The organism is Marinifilum sp. N1E240 (assembly GCF_009295825.1).
Classification (GTDB): Bacteria; Bacteroidota; Bacteroidia; order Bacteroidales; family Marinifilaceae; genus Marinifilum_A; species Marinifilum_A sediminis.
Map to the genome: position 1 here is coordinate 161,553 of NZ_WHKF01000002.1, position 14,940 is coordinate 176,492.

12 protein-coding genes are annotated in these 14,940 nt (G+C 34.4%); 6 read left to right on the top strand and 6 right to left on the bottom strand.

Features of this window, described 5'->3' with window-relative positions; genetic code table 11:
- Positions 1–3: 3 nt before the first annotated feature.
- Positions 4–1,125 carry a phosphonopyruvate decarboxylase gene (gene aepY / locus GCQ56_RS05730; protein WP_152733458.1) on the top strand — a complete coding sequence of 374 codons (1,122 nt, stop codon included), beginning with the start codon at positions 4–6 and terminating at the stop codon, positions 1,123–1,125.
- Positions 1,125–2,213: a phosphonoacetaldehyde reductase gene (locus GCQ56_RS05735; protein WP_152733459.1), complete on the top strand. Its 1,089-nt coding sequence runs from the start codon at positions 1,125–1,127 to the stop codon at positions 2,211–2,213. The genes aepY and GCQ56_RS05735 overlap by 1 nt, the downstream gene beginning before the upstream one ends.
- Before the next feature lie 31 nt (positions 2,214–2,244).
- Here the strand turns inward: GCQ56_RS05735 and ispD are convergent, their stop codons facing one another.
- Together ispD and map are read right to left on the bottom strand one after the other, a co-directional pair.
- Positions 2,245–2,940 carry a 2-C-methyl-D-erythritol 4-phosphate cytidylyltransferase gene (gene ispD, locus GCQ56_RS05740; RefSeq protein ID WP_152733460.1) on the bottom strand — a complete coding sequence of 232 codons (696 nt, stop codon included), beginning with the start codon at positions 2,938–2,940 and terminating at the stop codon, positions 2,245–2,247.
- 118 nt (positions 2,941–3,058) lie between these two features.
- On the bottom strand, positions 3,059–3,838 hold the full coding sequence (map, locus tag GCQ56_RS05745) for a type I methionyl aminopeptidase (protein ID WP_152733461.1): 780 nt from the start codon (positions 3,836–3,838) through the stop codon (positions 3,059–3,061).
- Positions 3,839–4,047: 209 nt separating this feature from the next.
- On the opposite strand from map, the gene GCQ56_RS05750 reads away from it, so the two are divergent.
- Positions 4,048–7,074: a hypothetical protein gene (locus tag GCQ56_RS05750; RefSeq protein ID WP_152733462.1), complete on the top strand. Its 3,027-nt coding sequence runs from the start codon at positions 4,048–4,050 to the stop codon at positions 7,072–7,074.
- 55 nt (positions 7,075–7,129) lie between these two features.
- Here the strand turns inward: GCQ56_RS05750 and GCQ56_RS05755 are convergent, their stop codons facing one another.
- From GCQ56_RS05755 to GCQ56_RS05765, 3 genes are all read right to left on the bottom strand, one after another.
- On the bottom strand, positions 7,130–7,768 hold the full coding sequence (locus GCQ56_RS05755; RefSeq protein ID WP_152733463.1) for a CPBP family intramembrane glutamic endopeptidase: 639 nt from the start codon (positions 7,766–7,768) through the stop codon (positions 7,130–7,132).
- A 375-nt stretch (positions 7,769–8,143) separates the two neighbouring features.
- Entirely contained in the window at positions 8,144–9,469 is a 1,326-nt protein-coding gene (locus tag GCQ56_RS05760; protein ID WP_152733464.1) for a hypothetical protein, read from the bottom strand.
- Between the two features lie 768 nt (positions 9,470–10,237).
- On the bottom strand, positions 10,238–11,503 hold the full coding sequence (locus GCQ56_RS05765; RefSeq protein WP_152733465.1) for a metallophosphoesterase: 1,266 nt from the start codon (positions 11,501–11,503) through the stop codon (positions 10,238–10,240).
- A gap of 198 nt (positions 11,504–11,701) precedes the next feature.
- Between GCQ56_RS05765 and GCQ56_RS05770 the strand changes: the two genes are divergently transcribed.
- From GCQ56_RS05770 to GCQ56_RS05780, 3 genes are all read left to right on the top strand, one after another.
- Positions 11,702–12,277, top strand: coding sequence for a nitroreductase family protein (locus tag GCQ56_RS05770; RefSeq protein WP_152733466.1), 576 nt, complete (start codon positions 11,702–11,704; stop codon positions 12,275–12,277).
- A 223-nt stretch (positions 12,278–12,500) separates the two neighbouring features.
- On the top strand, positions 12,501–13,214 hold the full coding sequence (locus GCQ56_RS05775) for an SIMPL domain-containing protein (RefSeq protein WP_152733467.1): 714 nt from the start codon (positions 12,501–12,503) through the stop codon (positions 13,212–13,214).
- A gap of 106 nt (positions 13,215–13,320) precedes the next feature.
- Positions 13,321–14,268, top strand: a complete 948-nt coding sequence (locus tag GCQ56_RS05780) for an NAD(P)-dependent alcohol dehydrogenase (protein ID WP_152733468.1) — start codon at positions 13,321–13,323, stop codon at positions 14,266–14,268.
- A 71-nt stretch (positions 14,269–14,339) separates the two neighbouring features.
- Here GCQ56_RS05780 and GCQ56_RS05785 read toward each other — a convergent pair whose 3' ends face one another.
- Positions 14,340–14,939 carry a thioredoxin family protein gene (locus tag GCQ56_RS05785; protein ID WP_152733469.1) on the bottom strand — a complete coding sequence of 200 codons (600 nt, stop codon included), beginning with the start codon at positions 14,937–14,939 and terminating at the stop codon, positions 14,340–14,342.
- Between the last annotated feature and the right edge of the window lies 1 nt (position 14,940).

The following is a 14,940-nucleotide window of genomic DNA, read 5'->3' on the forward strand; positions in this document are numbered from 1 at the left end:
AGAATGATAGAATTAAAATCATTTTTTAAAAATCTGGAGAGCAATGATGTGAACTTCTATACAGGAGTTCCAGATTCTCTTTTGGCTTCACTTTCTGCTTATATGTTCGATAATTATCCAGCAGATAAGCATATTATAGCTTCTAATGAAGGAGCATCGGTAGGTTTAGCAAGTGGTTACCATTTGGCAACAGGTTTAGTGCCTGTTGTATACATGCAAAATTCAGGAATTGGTAATGCTGTAAATCCATTATTGTCTTTGGCTGATGAGGATGTTTACAAAATTCCAATGATTCTTTTTGTTGGATGGCGCGGAGAACCTGGAAAGAAGGATGAGCCTCAGCATGTAAAGCAAGGGAAAGTTTCGAAAGATCTTTTTGATGCAATGCAGATTCCTAGTGAGGTGTTGAGTGCAGATACAGCAGAGGCAAATGAACAAGTGAAAAAAGCAATTGCAACTTGTAAGGAGAATTCAAGTCCGTATGTGTTTTTGGTTAAAAAGGGAACTTTTGAAACCTATAAACTTGCAACAAAGGAGGCTGTAAATACTTATCCGGAAAGAGAAGAAGCCATCGAAAAAGTGGTTGAGATGATAGAAGAAGATTCCGTTGTTGTTTCTACTACAGGTAAGATTTCCAGAGAACTTTTTGAGATAAGAGAAAAGCACAATACCGGACACGAGAAAGATTTTCTTACTGTGGGTTCTATGGGACATGCTTCGCAAATTGCAATGGGTGTAGCTATGCATTCATCTAAAAATGTGTATTGTTTCGATGGCGATGGAGCGATCATTATGCACACAGGATCGTTTGGAATTATTGCAGCTGCAGATTGCAAGAATCTAAAGCATATTGTTTTCAATAATGGATCGCATGATTCAGTAGGAGGTCAGCCAACTATTGGATTTGATATTGATTTTGGTCAAATAGCTAAAGGTTTTGGATATAAAGAAGCCTTTTTTGCTGATTCAATTGAATCTATAGAGTCTGTACTACCTAAATTGCTGGCAAGCGACGGACCTTCGATTTTGGAAATTCGAGTGAAAAAAGGAGCAAGAAATGACTTGGGACGACCAACTACAACTCCTGTTGAGAATAAGGAAAATTTGATGGATTTCTTAAAATAATGATTGAGAATATATACATTGGTAAGGATAGTATCTCTAATTTATCGGAGATATTAAAATTACATTCGGGCAAAAAGGTATTTCTGGTAACGGGTAAATCCTCGTACGAAAAATCCGGAGCTCAAAAAATAATGGAGTCGCTTTTACAAGGGACTCCATATTTTAGGTTTTCTGATTTTGAGGAGAATCCCAAATTGGAAGATGTTGAGAAGGGAATTGAGCTGTTCAAGCGGGAGAACTGTGAATTAACAATTGCCATTGGTGGAGGAAGTGCCATTGATATCGCAAAGTTGATTAACAGTTTATCGAAGGTTAAGGAAGATCTGGTAGAAACCATTAAGGCAAATAGATTGGATCAGAAGCCTTACCCATTTGTTGCCATACCAACAACAGCCGGAACAGGAAGTGAAGCAACCCATTTTGCAGTGATGTATATTAATGGTGAAAAATACTCCTTCGCACACAAATATATTTTACCTGAATACGTTATTGTAGATTCTCAATTTACTTATTCGACACCTGCTTACCTAACGGCCTGCACAGGAGCTGATGCTCTTTGTCAAGCCATTGAATCTATGTGGGCAACAGGAGGAAATGTAGAATCAAAAGAATACGCAAAGAAAGCGATTAGCTTGGTTTGGAATAACCTTGAGGAAGCTGTTGTCGATAACGATTATCACGCCAAGGATAAAGTCAGTGAAGGTGCTTATTGGGCTGGAAAAGCCATAAATATTTCCAAGACCACAGCAAGTCATGCACTATCTTATAAGATGACATCTTTATTTGATGTGCCACACGGACATGCGGTTGCAATTACATTGACTCATGTTATGAAAGCTAATTGTGATTTTGCTAAAGAAGATATTCAGAGGATTTTAAATCTGATTAACGCAGATAACCTTACAGATGGAGTTCTGAAAATAGATAATCTTTGGAATCAAATAGGTTTGAGTTTAAAACTGAATGATCTTGGTATTTTAGAAAAAGATATTGCTGTATTATCCAATTGTAATTTGGAAAGATTAAAGAATAATCCGGCAATTTTAAATAGAGAGAAAATTGAAAATATATTCAGGAGTCTAATTTAACTCCTGAGTAATTTTTATATTACTTCGATTATTACTCACCATCCAATATTTGAGAGCCATGCAATAGGTCCTGCTCAAAAGTAATTTTAATGTTTGATTCATCGCCATCAACAATAAAAATAGGCTCGTTTGGAAGGTACTTTAAAACAACACCACAATCATCAGTTGCAATAAAATTAGGATCTTCTATTGCTATATCGTAGGCTTGTTTAATGGTTGAATATTTGAATGCTTGTGGTGTTTGCGCACGCCTTAGATTTTGTCTTGGCGGAACCGACTCAATTGTATCATTCACGTTCAAACAGAATATTGTATCGCTTGTTGGTATTGCTACAGCTACCGTTTTGTCATTTTCTAACTCTTTAATAACATCGCTAATAATACGTTCCGAAACAAATGGACGAACCGCATCATGAAAGATAAGGTAAACGTTTTGTTCACGTTCATATGCATCTATAGCCGCTAAACTTGAGTCACTTCTTTCTTTTCCCCCACTAAGTACATGTTTAACTTTGCTAAACTTATTAAGCGAAATTAGTTCGTTTATTTCTGAATGGTAATCAGCATTTATAACAATACAGATTTCGTCTATTTGTTTGTGATTTTCGAAGGCTTCAATACTATGTTGAATAATGGGTTTTGATCCTAAGGTTAGAAATTGCTTAGGAAGATTACTTCCCATTCTTTTTCCGCTTCCACCTGCAAGTAGAACAGCAACATTCTTCATGGTTTAATTTTTAAAGTGATAAGCTAAAGTAATACAAAAAAATTCTTCAGAAAAGAGAAAAAAATAACCGTTCCAAAAATCTTTTGAAACGGCATATATCTTAATAGTTTGGAATTTTTTATCTGAAGATTTCGTAATCTCCTACATCTGTTAAAATTTCATATCCATCTTTGGTAACCAAAATAGTATGTTCAAATTGAGCAGATAATTTTTTGTCAACAGTTCTTGCTGTCCAGCCATCATTTTCGTCAACTACCGCACGTGCCTTCCCTAAATTAATCATAGGCTCAATAGTAAAAATCATACCTTCTTTCATCTTAGGACCAGAATTTCGAGCTGCTATGTGCTCCACCTGTGGCTCTTCATGAAATTCCAATCCAATTCCGTGTCCACAAAACTCGTACACCACACTGTACTTTTTTGCTTGAGCAAATCGTCCTATTGCAAAACCAATATTTCCGAAATAGTTACCAGGTCTAACCTGTTCAATGCCCAAATACAAAGCATGTTCAGTATCTTCTACCAAACGCGCAGCCTCATCCGTAACGTCACCAATTGTGAACATTGTACTCGTATCACCAAAGTAACCATCTAAAATCGTGGTAACATCAATGTTTAATATATCACCTTCCTTTAAAATAGTTTTCTCATTTGGAATACCATGACAGATAACGTCGTTTAGTGAAATACAACTTGATTTTGGATAACCATGATAATCTAATGTTGCAGGAATTGCACCATTATCACGCATGTATTCTTCAATTAAATTGTCAAGATATAAAGTAGAAACGCCTTCTTTAACGTAGTTGCTTATATTTTTTAAAGTATTTCCGGCTAATTGAGAACTTTTTCTTATTCCCTCGATTTGTTCCGGAGTTTTGATAATTATTTTGCCCATAATTGAGTTCTGTTCAGAAATAATTTTACTGTTGTATATTAAGGAGGCAAAGGTCTGCATTGAAATTGAATTTTGCAAACCAAATTGATTGCTTTTGATATATTCATGTTAAAACAATCAATAACAGATTTTATGAAATAATTTAATTTTGCACTGCTAATAATAGTTTGGTAATTTAACGCGTTAAATAAGCTAAATTTATCTCTGAAATGAAGAAAATCCTTTTTTCAATGCTTTTGCTGATATCATGTTTATCAGCTAACTCACAATATTTTAATACAGGTCAAGATCCAGCATCGATTTCCTGGAAACAAATAAATACTGATCGGTTTCAAATTATTTTTCCTGCTGAAACAGAGGTTAAGGCAAGGTATATTGCGGCTCTATTCGAAGATCTAATTCAAAAAGGAGGGAAAGATTTAAAGCACACTCCTAAAAAATTCTCAGTTGTTTTACATTCACGCAGTGCAACTACAAACGGAATGGTTGCCTGGGCTCCAAAACGTATGGAGTTATTTACTACATCAGGACAGGATAATGATGCACAATTATGGCTGAACCATGTTAGTACACATGAGTATAGACACGTAATTCAATTGGATAAAATAGAACAAGGATTTACGCGATTTTTAAATTATATATTCGGACAACAGGCAACTGCTGTTGTTGTAGGCTTGTATATTCCACCTTGGTTTCTCGAAGGTGATGCCGTTTGTTTGGAAACTGCATTAGGAAAATCGGGTAGAGGACGTAATCCTGAATTTAAACAGGAATTGCGTGCTCAATTACTTGAAAAGGGTATCTTTTCCTACGATAAGGCTGTTAATGGATCTTATCAGGATTTTATTACTGATAGGTACAAGTTAGGCTACTATTTAGTAGGTAAGGCTCGTGCGACTTATGGGAACAATCTTTGGGATAATGCCTTGAATAAGGTAGCACAAAAGCCATATGGAATTACCAGTTTTGCTGATGGAATAAAGTCTGCAATGCATCAGGAAAGAGACAATCATTTTAAGAATTTATCAGCAATTCAAGATCGTAGTGCTATAAATTTATCTGTAGAGAAGATTGATTGGGAAGAGGTGAAAAATAAGAATGATTACTCCGATGGAAAATTATTGCTTTATTACGATAGCATGAAGGAATTGTTGTGGGAATGGCAAGTTGAAGATGCAAAGACCAGTAAATCGGAATTTGTGAAATTATCTGATAGAGAAAAGTTCTTTACTAATAAAAGAGTATTGCAACAGATTGAAGATGGAAGATTAATTTATCTGAAACAAGGTTTGGCAGATAAATTGCAATTCGAGCTACTTCAACAGGATGGAACAGAAAAGGAATTGTTTACTCCTGGTTATATGAGCCATATAGATTTTGATTATCAGCAAGGGAAATTGATTTGGTCAGAAAAAAAAGAAAATCTAAGATGGGAAAAAGGAGATAGAAGCATTCTTGTTTCGTATGATATCAACAAAAAGAAAAGAAGAACTTACAAGCACAAACATTCATTGTTTGCACCTAGTTTTAATAAGAAAGCATCGAAAATTGTAGCTGTTGAAACGGATAACAAAGGTGATAATAAATTGATAATATTAGATGCGATTAGTGGAAAAGTACTAAATCAATTCTCCGCATCAAAACAAGAATATTTCATGTCTCCACGTTGGGAAAATGAAAATTCTATTATTATGATTCTGTTGAATAAAAATGGGAAACACTTGGTTCGTATAGATGTTGACACAAATAATCAAGAGATATTGTTTAGTTCGGGATCACATGATATGTCTAGACCTACTCCTGGTGAACGATACATTTATTTTAACGGAGCATTTAGCGGAATTGATAATCTATTCGCTTTTGATAAGGAAACGGATAAAATTTATCAGGTAACTTCATCGCGTTTTGGTGCTAAAGATGCGTTGATTGATGCGGATATTCAATTGTATTATTCAGATTATACTTCGGATGGTTATCTTCCTGTACGTACAAAAACAGATCCTAAGAAATGGGTAGAATGGAAAGGCGAATATTTTACTTATCCACTTGCCGAAGATTTATCAGAACAGCTGGGAGAGAAAATTGAACCTGATACTGCAAATTTGGATCGATTTCCAGTGAAAAATTACTCGAAACTTACGCATTTATTTAATTTTCATTCCTGGGCACCTGCTTTTGTGGATGGACTTGACGGTAAGGCTGATGTTGGAATATCATTTGCAAGTCAGAACCAATTAAGTACATTAATGACTACCGTTGGATATAAAAAAGAGGAAGGCTATGATAATGGTCAGTTTTATGCAAACTTGTCGTATCGTGGATGGTTTCCTATTATTGATTCAAAACTAACAGTTGGAGATAGAGATAGTGAGTATGCAACAATTGCAGAAAGAATTTTTCCTAAACAACAAGACACCATTTTGGTGAATACAACCTGGCGACAGTGGGAGTGGGAGAATAGCATTAGTCTGCCATTTAATATTTCATCGGGGCAGTATACCCGAAAAATAATTCCTAAAGTGACCTACAATATTGCAAAACTAGCCGATTTGAATACTATAGCTTTGGCAACAACGCAAACCAACCCTTTGGGTTTAGGTAAGTACAATTTTGCCGATGAGTCGATCTCACAAGAGATTATGGAATATCAATTATTTGCATACAATATTGCCAGAACCGCTCCTCGCGATATACAATATCAATGGGCGCAAATTCTGGAATTTAACTACAGAAATACACCATTCGGAGATAGTGAATTGGGAGAAACCTATTCGTTAGAAGGGGATCTGTATTTCCCAGGTTTCATTAAACACCACGGATTGAAATTATATGCTGGTTACCAGTATCGATCACTCAATAATTCTTTGTTCTCAAACATGATTAAGAGTCCAAGAGGTATGAGCGATTTGTATGGAAAACACGTGATGTCTTCTAGTATAGATTATGCTTTGCCACTATTCTATCCTGATTGGAATTTGGGACCACTGACTTATTTTAAAAGAATTAAGCTGAATGCTTTTGCTGATTTCGGGCATCAGGATTTAAGATCGGTAACTGATGCAGGAGTTTTTAAATTTAAAGACAATTATACCTCGGGAGGAATTGAGTTGACAAGTGATTTACATGTTTTACGATTTTCGGCTCCTGTAAATGTTGGTGTGCGTTTGGGCTATGAAAACAAAACCAATGCTATGTTTGCTGATTTCTTGATTTCGTTTTCGCTAACTGGCTATTAATATTAGATACATATAATAGAATTGAAGAGCTGCAAAATATGCGGCTCTTCATTTTTTACAGATTTAACAATTTCCCAAATATTTCATAAAACGGATCACGATTTAAAACCGTGTAATAGAATAGAGCACCCAACCAACCGTGGAATATGCCCAGAATATAAAGGTTTTTCTCTTTTAAATAGATATAGCCGTAAAAAATAGCCAACACAAAAGTCCCACCAATTAACCAGAAGGAGGGATAATGAACCACAGCAAACAAAATTGCTGTAAATAGTACAATAAGATGTTTGTTGAGCTTGTTTTTGCTTTCGTTTAAATTACCGGCTACCAAAGCAATTAATAGAAATTGTTGAATGGTACCCCATAAAGGGTAGAAGAGCAAAACTGGAAGTATATGCCAGGTAATATTCAAAGTGCCTTGCCAAGCGCCTATTGTAAAAAATGTGATAAGCGCAATTATACCAAATGGTAGAACCATTTTTAGCACTACTTTAAAGTTATCTTTCCTAAAACCCCAATGTTGAAGTATACCAGAAGATTTTTTGCTTTGGTAGATTATGTATGTTAGCCATATTACTGTAGCAGTTAATACAAAAGGAAATCGCCAGTTCAGGTAATCCATAAACAGGAATTTGCCCAATACTGTTACGATGATGGCAATGATTTCCAAAGATTGGATTTTTATTGTGTACATATCTTTTTATTTGTCATTCATTTATTCTTAAAGATCCTTTTAATAATATTGGCAAACCCAATCAATATTAAACTAATTAAGTTGCACATGCTAATCATTACAAAGAATATGGATCCTGTTATTCTACTGTCTTTAAGTTCTCCAGTAAATTCCCAATCTACTTTAAAAATGAATATTGAGAATAATGTAAGAACTAGTGTGGTAAGTATTATTTGATAATTTTTAATAATCCTGTTTCTTTTTATGCGCCAATAATAAATTTCAATAAACTGTGTGATTAAAATTAATATCAAAATTCCAAGCAAGTATAACCCAAGTTGATCAATGGTATTTAAATTCATACCTCCTATTGCCATGAGATAAGAGAATTAAGGTTTATTGTATTATTTCTATTAATAAGATTTCTCTATTTTGTTCTAATTCCGTTGTGATTTTGGAAGCAGACAAACTGTCTATTTTGATTTGAGAATCAAACTGTTTATTTGAATTTACATTATAAATTTTAAATCGAACATTCCATAAATCTGTTGAGATATTTCCTGTCTTTTTCACAAGCTCAAGTTTACTCATGATAATAATATCGCAGTTAATATTATCGGTAATGGGCTTGCAATATCTTTTATCAAATACATTTTGATAGGGTACATGCATCAGGTCTTTACTTGGAAAATCTATTAGTATAAATTCAGTACTAGTTTGTAATTGTGTTTCAATAGTTTTTTGAATTTTAGGAGAAATACCTCTGTTGGATATTTTATCATAAGCTGGTAATACGATAAGCTTGGGTTTGAAAGGTGTTGATAAAGTAAAATTAGCTACCTCTGTATGTTTATGGTCCGATAAAGTTTCTTTTGCAAATAATTCAAGCGCTATAATTCTTTGCAAAAAATAGTTATTATAATCTGGATTTTCATGTTCTAAACCTTTTGAAAATTCAACTAAATTATACCATTTTGTCATTTCTATAAATGTTAGATACTCCTCTATCATAGTATCTTTGCAATGGATTCTAAGACCTTCATAAAACCTACTGTGCTTGTTGAAAGCTAAGTGATTCTTTCTTTTAGTTATATATTCTTGAATGTTAAAATCAGAAGGCACTAGCATTTCGTCTCTATGTAGAGAGGTGTCAATTTGTTTACTGGGATTAAAAATGAAGGTTGAATCAATAACTGTTATACTGTCTTGATGATAAATGTCCCAATATTTATACGTGCTAATTACTATACCATCAATATATTCCACCTTGTAAATATCGAAGTAGATATCATTGCGAAGACCAGATTCTTTAATTCTACTCTTAATTGTAGCAGCTTCTATTGAATTTTTTAACCAGTCCTTTCTGGTAAGGGAATCTGTTATTGTTTTTTTAATAAAATATTCGAAATCATTAGAACCAATTGGTTGATCAACTACATGTTTAAATACAATTATCATCGAATCAAGCATGTTGCTATATGTTTCTCCGATATATTCTTCAAATTGACTTATCGAAGTTTCCTTTTTGGTAGAGCAAGAAGTTAGAATTGCAATTATTAGTAATATGACTGCAATTGAAGTAATTCCATTTCTTAAACTTTTTTTGTTTGTATCATAAGGACCTGACATTTGCTCAGACAGTTTGCCTTTAAAACCATTTAAAGTCCCAAAAATGAATGCTCCAATTATTTCAAAAATAAAACTTGAGACAATATCAAACATGATTATCAAAATTATCTATTAGCACTGTATATAAGTAATTATAATTACCAATAAATTTAATCATAAAACCATAATCGTAAAACAGGATATGTTAATTCATCATCTTTAAAAATAAGCAGTTGAAATGATCAATTTTACTTCTTTAGCTTACGTGCAAGCACTCCTGTCTAATTCGTGCTTTCGTTTTGGGCTTATTCATTCGGTTTATGCTATATCCGTGTTTTTGTTTTGCTTGTTTTTGTGTGCTTGGAATCCCTCAATGATTTCGCAACAGATATCTCAACTTTGTTGAGCTTATCTTCGAGAGATAAATTTGGATGTTTGAAGGTGCTTAGAGTCCTGTTCGCACGAACACGAAGCTATCTAGCAGCGGTGTTTGCCCTTTTCTTGCGCGTGAGTTGATACCTCGCAAGTTTGCGAGAAGCATTCTTGTGAGTGATTTGATGTCTTACAGTTTTGCAAGAGATATTCTTTCATGTGATTTGGTGTCTTGCAAGTCTGTTAGAAGCATTCTTGTGGGTGATGAAGTGTCTTACAGTTTTGCAAGAAGTATTCTTTCGTGTGATTTGATGTCTTGAAAAATTGTGAGAGGTAATCTTGTGAGTGATTTGGGGGCATTAACATGATAAAATACTACAGCGAGAAAGCATGAACATAGTATTATTCCCATTTTTTTATGCCTAGAGATACAAGGTCTTGTGTCTTTACAGTTCACATTCATAAAAAAGGGACATGCCATGGCATGTCCCTACAATATGTGTTTTTTATTTATGCCAATTCAATCACAGTTATTTCTGGTGGCATTCCAATTCTACCCGGGAATCCGATGTATCCAAATCCACGATTTACATACAGGTATTGTTCGCCTTCGCGATACAAGCCACCCCAACGTGGATATTTGTACTGTACCGGACTCCATTTAATGCCAGCTCGCTCAATTCCGAACTGCATACCATGCGTGTGCCCTGCAAAGGTAAGGTCAATATTACTGTTTTTGATTACCTCTTCGTCCCAATGCGAAGGATCGTGACTCATTAATATTTTAAAAGGCTGATTTGCTCCATTGGTAGCCTTATCTAAATCGCCATGTTGAGGGAAAGGAGGTTTACCCCAATTCTCAACACCAACAAGTGCAATTTCTTCTCCTTTAATGTTAATGGTTTCTGTTTCGTTCAGTAACAAACGAAATCCCATTTCTTTATGGAAATGTTTTATAGCTGCAAGGTTTTTGGCTTTATCCTCTGGCGATTTCCAATTGGAATAATCGCCATAATCGTGATTGCCCAGAACAGAATATTTACCAATATTGGCTTTCATTTTAGCCAAAACGGGAGCCCACCCATTGGTTTCTTCGGCAAAGTTATTTACCAAATCGCCTGTAAACAGAATCAAGTCTGGTTTCTGTTCATTTATCAGCTCGACTGCCTTTTCTATTTTTTCGAAATTTTTATTGAAACTGCCCAAATGCATATCTGATATTTGAACAATTTTTAATCCTTTGAACGATTTTGGTAGGTGATCAAAACGTATACTTTCACGCATCACCCTGTAATTAAACTTGCCTTTGGTTACTCCATATAAAATGGATGCAAATGGAATTGCTGCCAGGAACAAACCCATTTGATACAAAAATTCGGATCTCTCCATTTTTCTTGTCGCATTAAATTGTGGAACACTTTTGTTCTTTCTCTCACTGAACCATTTTGTGGTTCTCAATATCGCCCCTTGTATATCCCTTATTAAGACGAAAAGTATGAATACAAATTTTGGAAAATAAAATAAAGCAAAACCTGCTACCAGATAACCGGTATAGATGTATGCATCTGATTTTTGTACGTGCTTAATGCCAAACATGAAAACAGCAAAAGCCGCAAATATAAAAGCAGATATTCCCCAAAATGTAATTGTTAATGATTGTCTTGCAATAGAATTCTTAATTCTTGCAATCAGAGGTTTTACGCCACGATAGGTATAAATGTCTACCAGCAACATAAATAGTAACAGAGGTATCAATAAAAAAACACTCGCTCTCATTCTAATCTTTAAGTTTTGTATAATTGATTTAGAATCAGCCCCAAATATATAGAATAAAATACTAGTTAGTCCTTAATAATTGTTAAAAAAAAGCTATATTCATTAGCAAACTCAAAATCGCAATAGTCAAAACTTAAATTATTTGATTTTTGGAGATTGGAATTTGATATTTGTCTTATATACTTTAAACCAATACATATGTCACAAAAAATTCATGAACTAATCGAAAAAAGATGGAGTCCCAGAGCTTTTGCTGATAAAGAGATTGAAAAAGAGAAGGTAGAGAAGCTATTTTTGGCAGCATCATATGCGGCATCTTGTTTTAATGAACAGCCCTGGCGTTTTATTTACGGCACAAAAAGTTATCCCGAACGTTATGAGCAATTGTTGTCCTGTCTTGGTGAGTTCAACCAAATATGGGTGAAAACTGCTCCAATGATTATTTTGACTTTGGCAGCAAAGAATTTTGCAAAAAATGGTAAAGCGAATGCACATGCCAGACATGACTTAGGTCTGGCTATAGGAAATATGTCGGCACAAGCTGCAAGCATGAATTTGTACTTGCACCAAATGGCGGGTTTCTCGCCTGACAAAGCTAGAGAGTTATTTGAAGTTCCCGATGAATTTGATATTGTTACCATGATTGCAGTTGGTTATAAGGGGAATGCAGAAATATTGCCTGAAAGCATGCGTGAAATGGAAACGTCGGTACGAGATAGAAAAGATTTAGATTCCTTACTTTTCTGCGGAGATTGGAACAAAATGATGAAATAAATAAAAGAGGCTCCCGTTGTAATAAGAGCCTCTTTCTGATAATTAACGTGAAATCTAGTTGTGATATCTTTTTTAAACTAACGTGATGGTTTAAAAGAGGGCGCAAGATAATTAAAAAAGACACAATAGTCTTTTATTGTGTATCTTTTTTTATCACCACATTTTATTACTAAAGTAATCTGTTGAGATTCAATAATTAGACTAATAAGAAAAAAATAAACCAATGAAGAAGATTGTATTTATCCTATTCCTAATGTGTAGTGTTGTGACTGCTACTTTTGCACAAAATTTACCTGCAAGTCTTAATGTTAAAGGTGAAAGTAAACTGTTTCAGTTGCCTGATATCATGAATATTTCAATTACAGTTAGTAATAAGGCATCGGAATATGCTGATTGTATTGAAAAGAATTCGGACGCTGTTAATCGATTGAAAAAAGCTCTTAAAATGGCTACTATTCAAAGCCTGGAAATTCAGGATGTAGGTCAAAGAGTAAACGAAGAAAAAACTTATTCAGGTGGTAAATCAGTGCCTGATGGATATCGTGCAACGTATAATTTAAAGCTTCAGTTGAGTGCCAAACCTAAAATCATTCATGAATGTCTGAAAATATTAAAAACTGCCGACGTTGAAATAAATTATCAAGTATCTTATGGATTAAGTCCAGAATTGATTAAATCAGTAGAAAGTAAATTAATAAAAGCTGCAGTTGCCGATGCCAAATCTAAAGCTATAATGATTACTGAAGCTTCGGAAAGTAAGTTGGGACAGATTGTGAACATTAATTATGGGACTTCTGATTTTGTATCTGGACCAAAACAGTACATGACCGAAATGCGAGTTGCAAAAGCAGGCAGAGGAGGGGATCAATCTTTTACCAATCCTGATGCAATTGAATTGAATGACAGCGTTGAAATTAGCTTTAGAATACAACCATAACTAATTTTAATAGCAATTTCGATCGCTTGAATTTGAGTTAAACTTGTTGTAACTTGATTAGTGGATGAGCAAAGGAATAAGCCTTAACTAATAGAATGCACCTACTATGAAAGCAGTTATAATGAGAAAATATGGCGCTCCGGATGTTTTGGAGTTGATCAATTTGGATAGACCTAAAATAAAAGACAATCAAGTTCTGGTAGAAGTGTATGCTTCATCGGTGAATCCTGTTGATTGGAAAATCAGAAAAGGAATGTTGAAGCTGTTTATGCGTAAGAAGTTACCTTGCGTTTTAGGGGGTGATATTTCGGGTAGAATCCTCGAAGTAGGAAAAAAAGTTAAATTTTACCGTGTTGGCGATGAGGTATATGGTAAGGTTGATATTATAAAGAATGGCGCTTATGCCGAGTACGTTGCTACCTCGGAGGATCACATTGCCTTAAAGCCGCAGAAAATGAATTTCGAGGAAGCGGCAACTTTGCCATTAGCTGGATTAACAGCTTTGCAAGCCCTTCGAAATATGGGACAGATAAAAAAGGGCATGAATGTTCTGATTAATGGATGTTCTGGTGGAGTAGGTTCTTTTGCTTTGCAATTGGCTAAGGCTTTTGATTGCAAAGTAACTGGTGTTTGCAGCGAAAGAAATGTTGAATTTGCCAATGAATTGGGTGCCGATAGAGTAATTGATTACAAAAAGGAAAATATTCTTGATATTCAGGAAGAGTTTGATATTTTTTTCGATGTGGTTGGTAATTCAGAATATTCTAATGTAAAACACCTTTTACAGCGTGGAGGTGTGTATGTGACTACTTTACCATCCTTTAATATCCTTTTGCTAGGATCGATTCATAATATGGTGAGTTCACGAAAAATGAAGAAAATATTTGTTCAGGAAAGTAAGAAAGATTTGGAACTACTTGCTAATTTAGTTGATGATGGTTTGATAAAAACTCATATTGATAAAACTTATGATATTGCCAAAGTTGCTGAAGCCCATCAATACAGTGAGTCGGGTAGAGTGGTTGGTAAGCTGTCCTTAAAAATTGCAGAATAAAAACTCTTATCTTACAAATCAAAGGCTCCAGGAATCATTTGATACTTGGAGCTTTTAATTTGATATTTAATTTATCCTTTTGTTTTAATTGAACATCCAATTGCCTTAGTATATGTAACTGTAGGCTTTTTATTATTCATTAAGGCTTTAATTGCATCTTCAACATAGCGTGTGCTTACTTTCGATTCATCTTTGTAATTGTTATCAATGGTACCAATATACTCTACTGTAAGATAAGTACCTTTTTTACTTAAAATGTAGACATGTGGAGTTTTAGTGGCTCCAAAGTTTTTGTAAACTTCTTGTTTTGCATCAAAAAGATATGGGAAGGTGAAGCCTTTTTCTTCTGCACGCTTTTTCATTCCATCGAACGAATCTCCAAGAACAATTACTGGATCATTTGGATTAATGGCAATTACAGGGAAACCCATTTTTTTGTATTTCTTGTCTATCTCTATAATTCTGTCTTCGTATGCTACAGCATAGGGACAATGGTTACAGGTAAAAATAACTACAAATCCTTTGGCGTCTTTGTAATCAGCCAATGAAACTTGTTTACCATCTATATTTTTCAGATTAAAATCGAAGGCAGTATCGCCCACCTTGTATCCTTGCGCCTGAATGGCAAGAACGCTTAGCATTATAAATGCAATAGATAACAACTTTTTCATC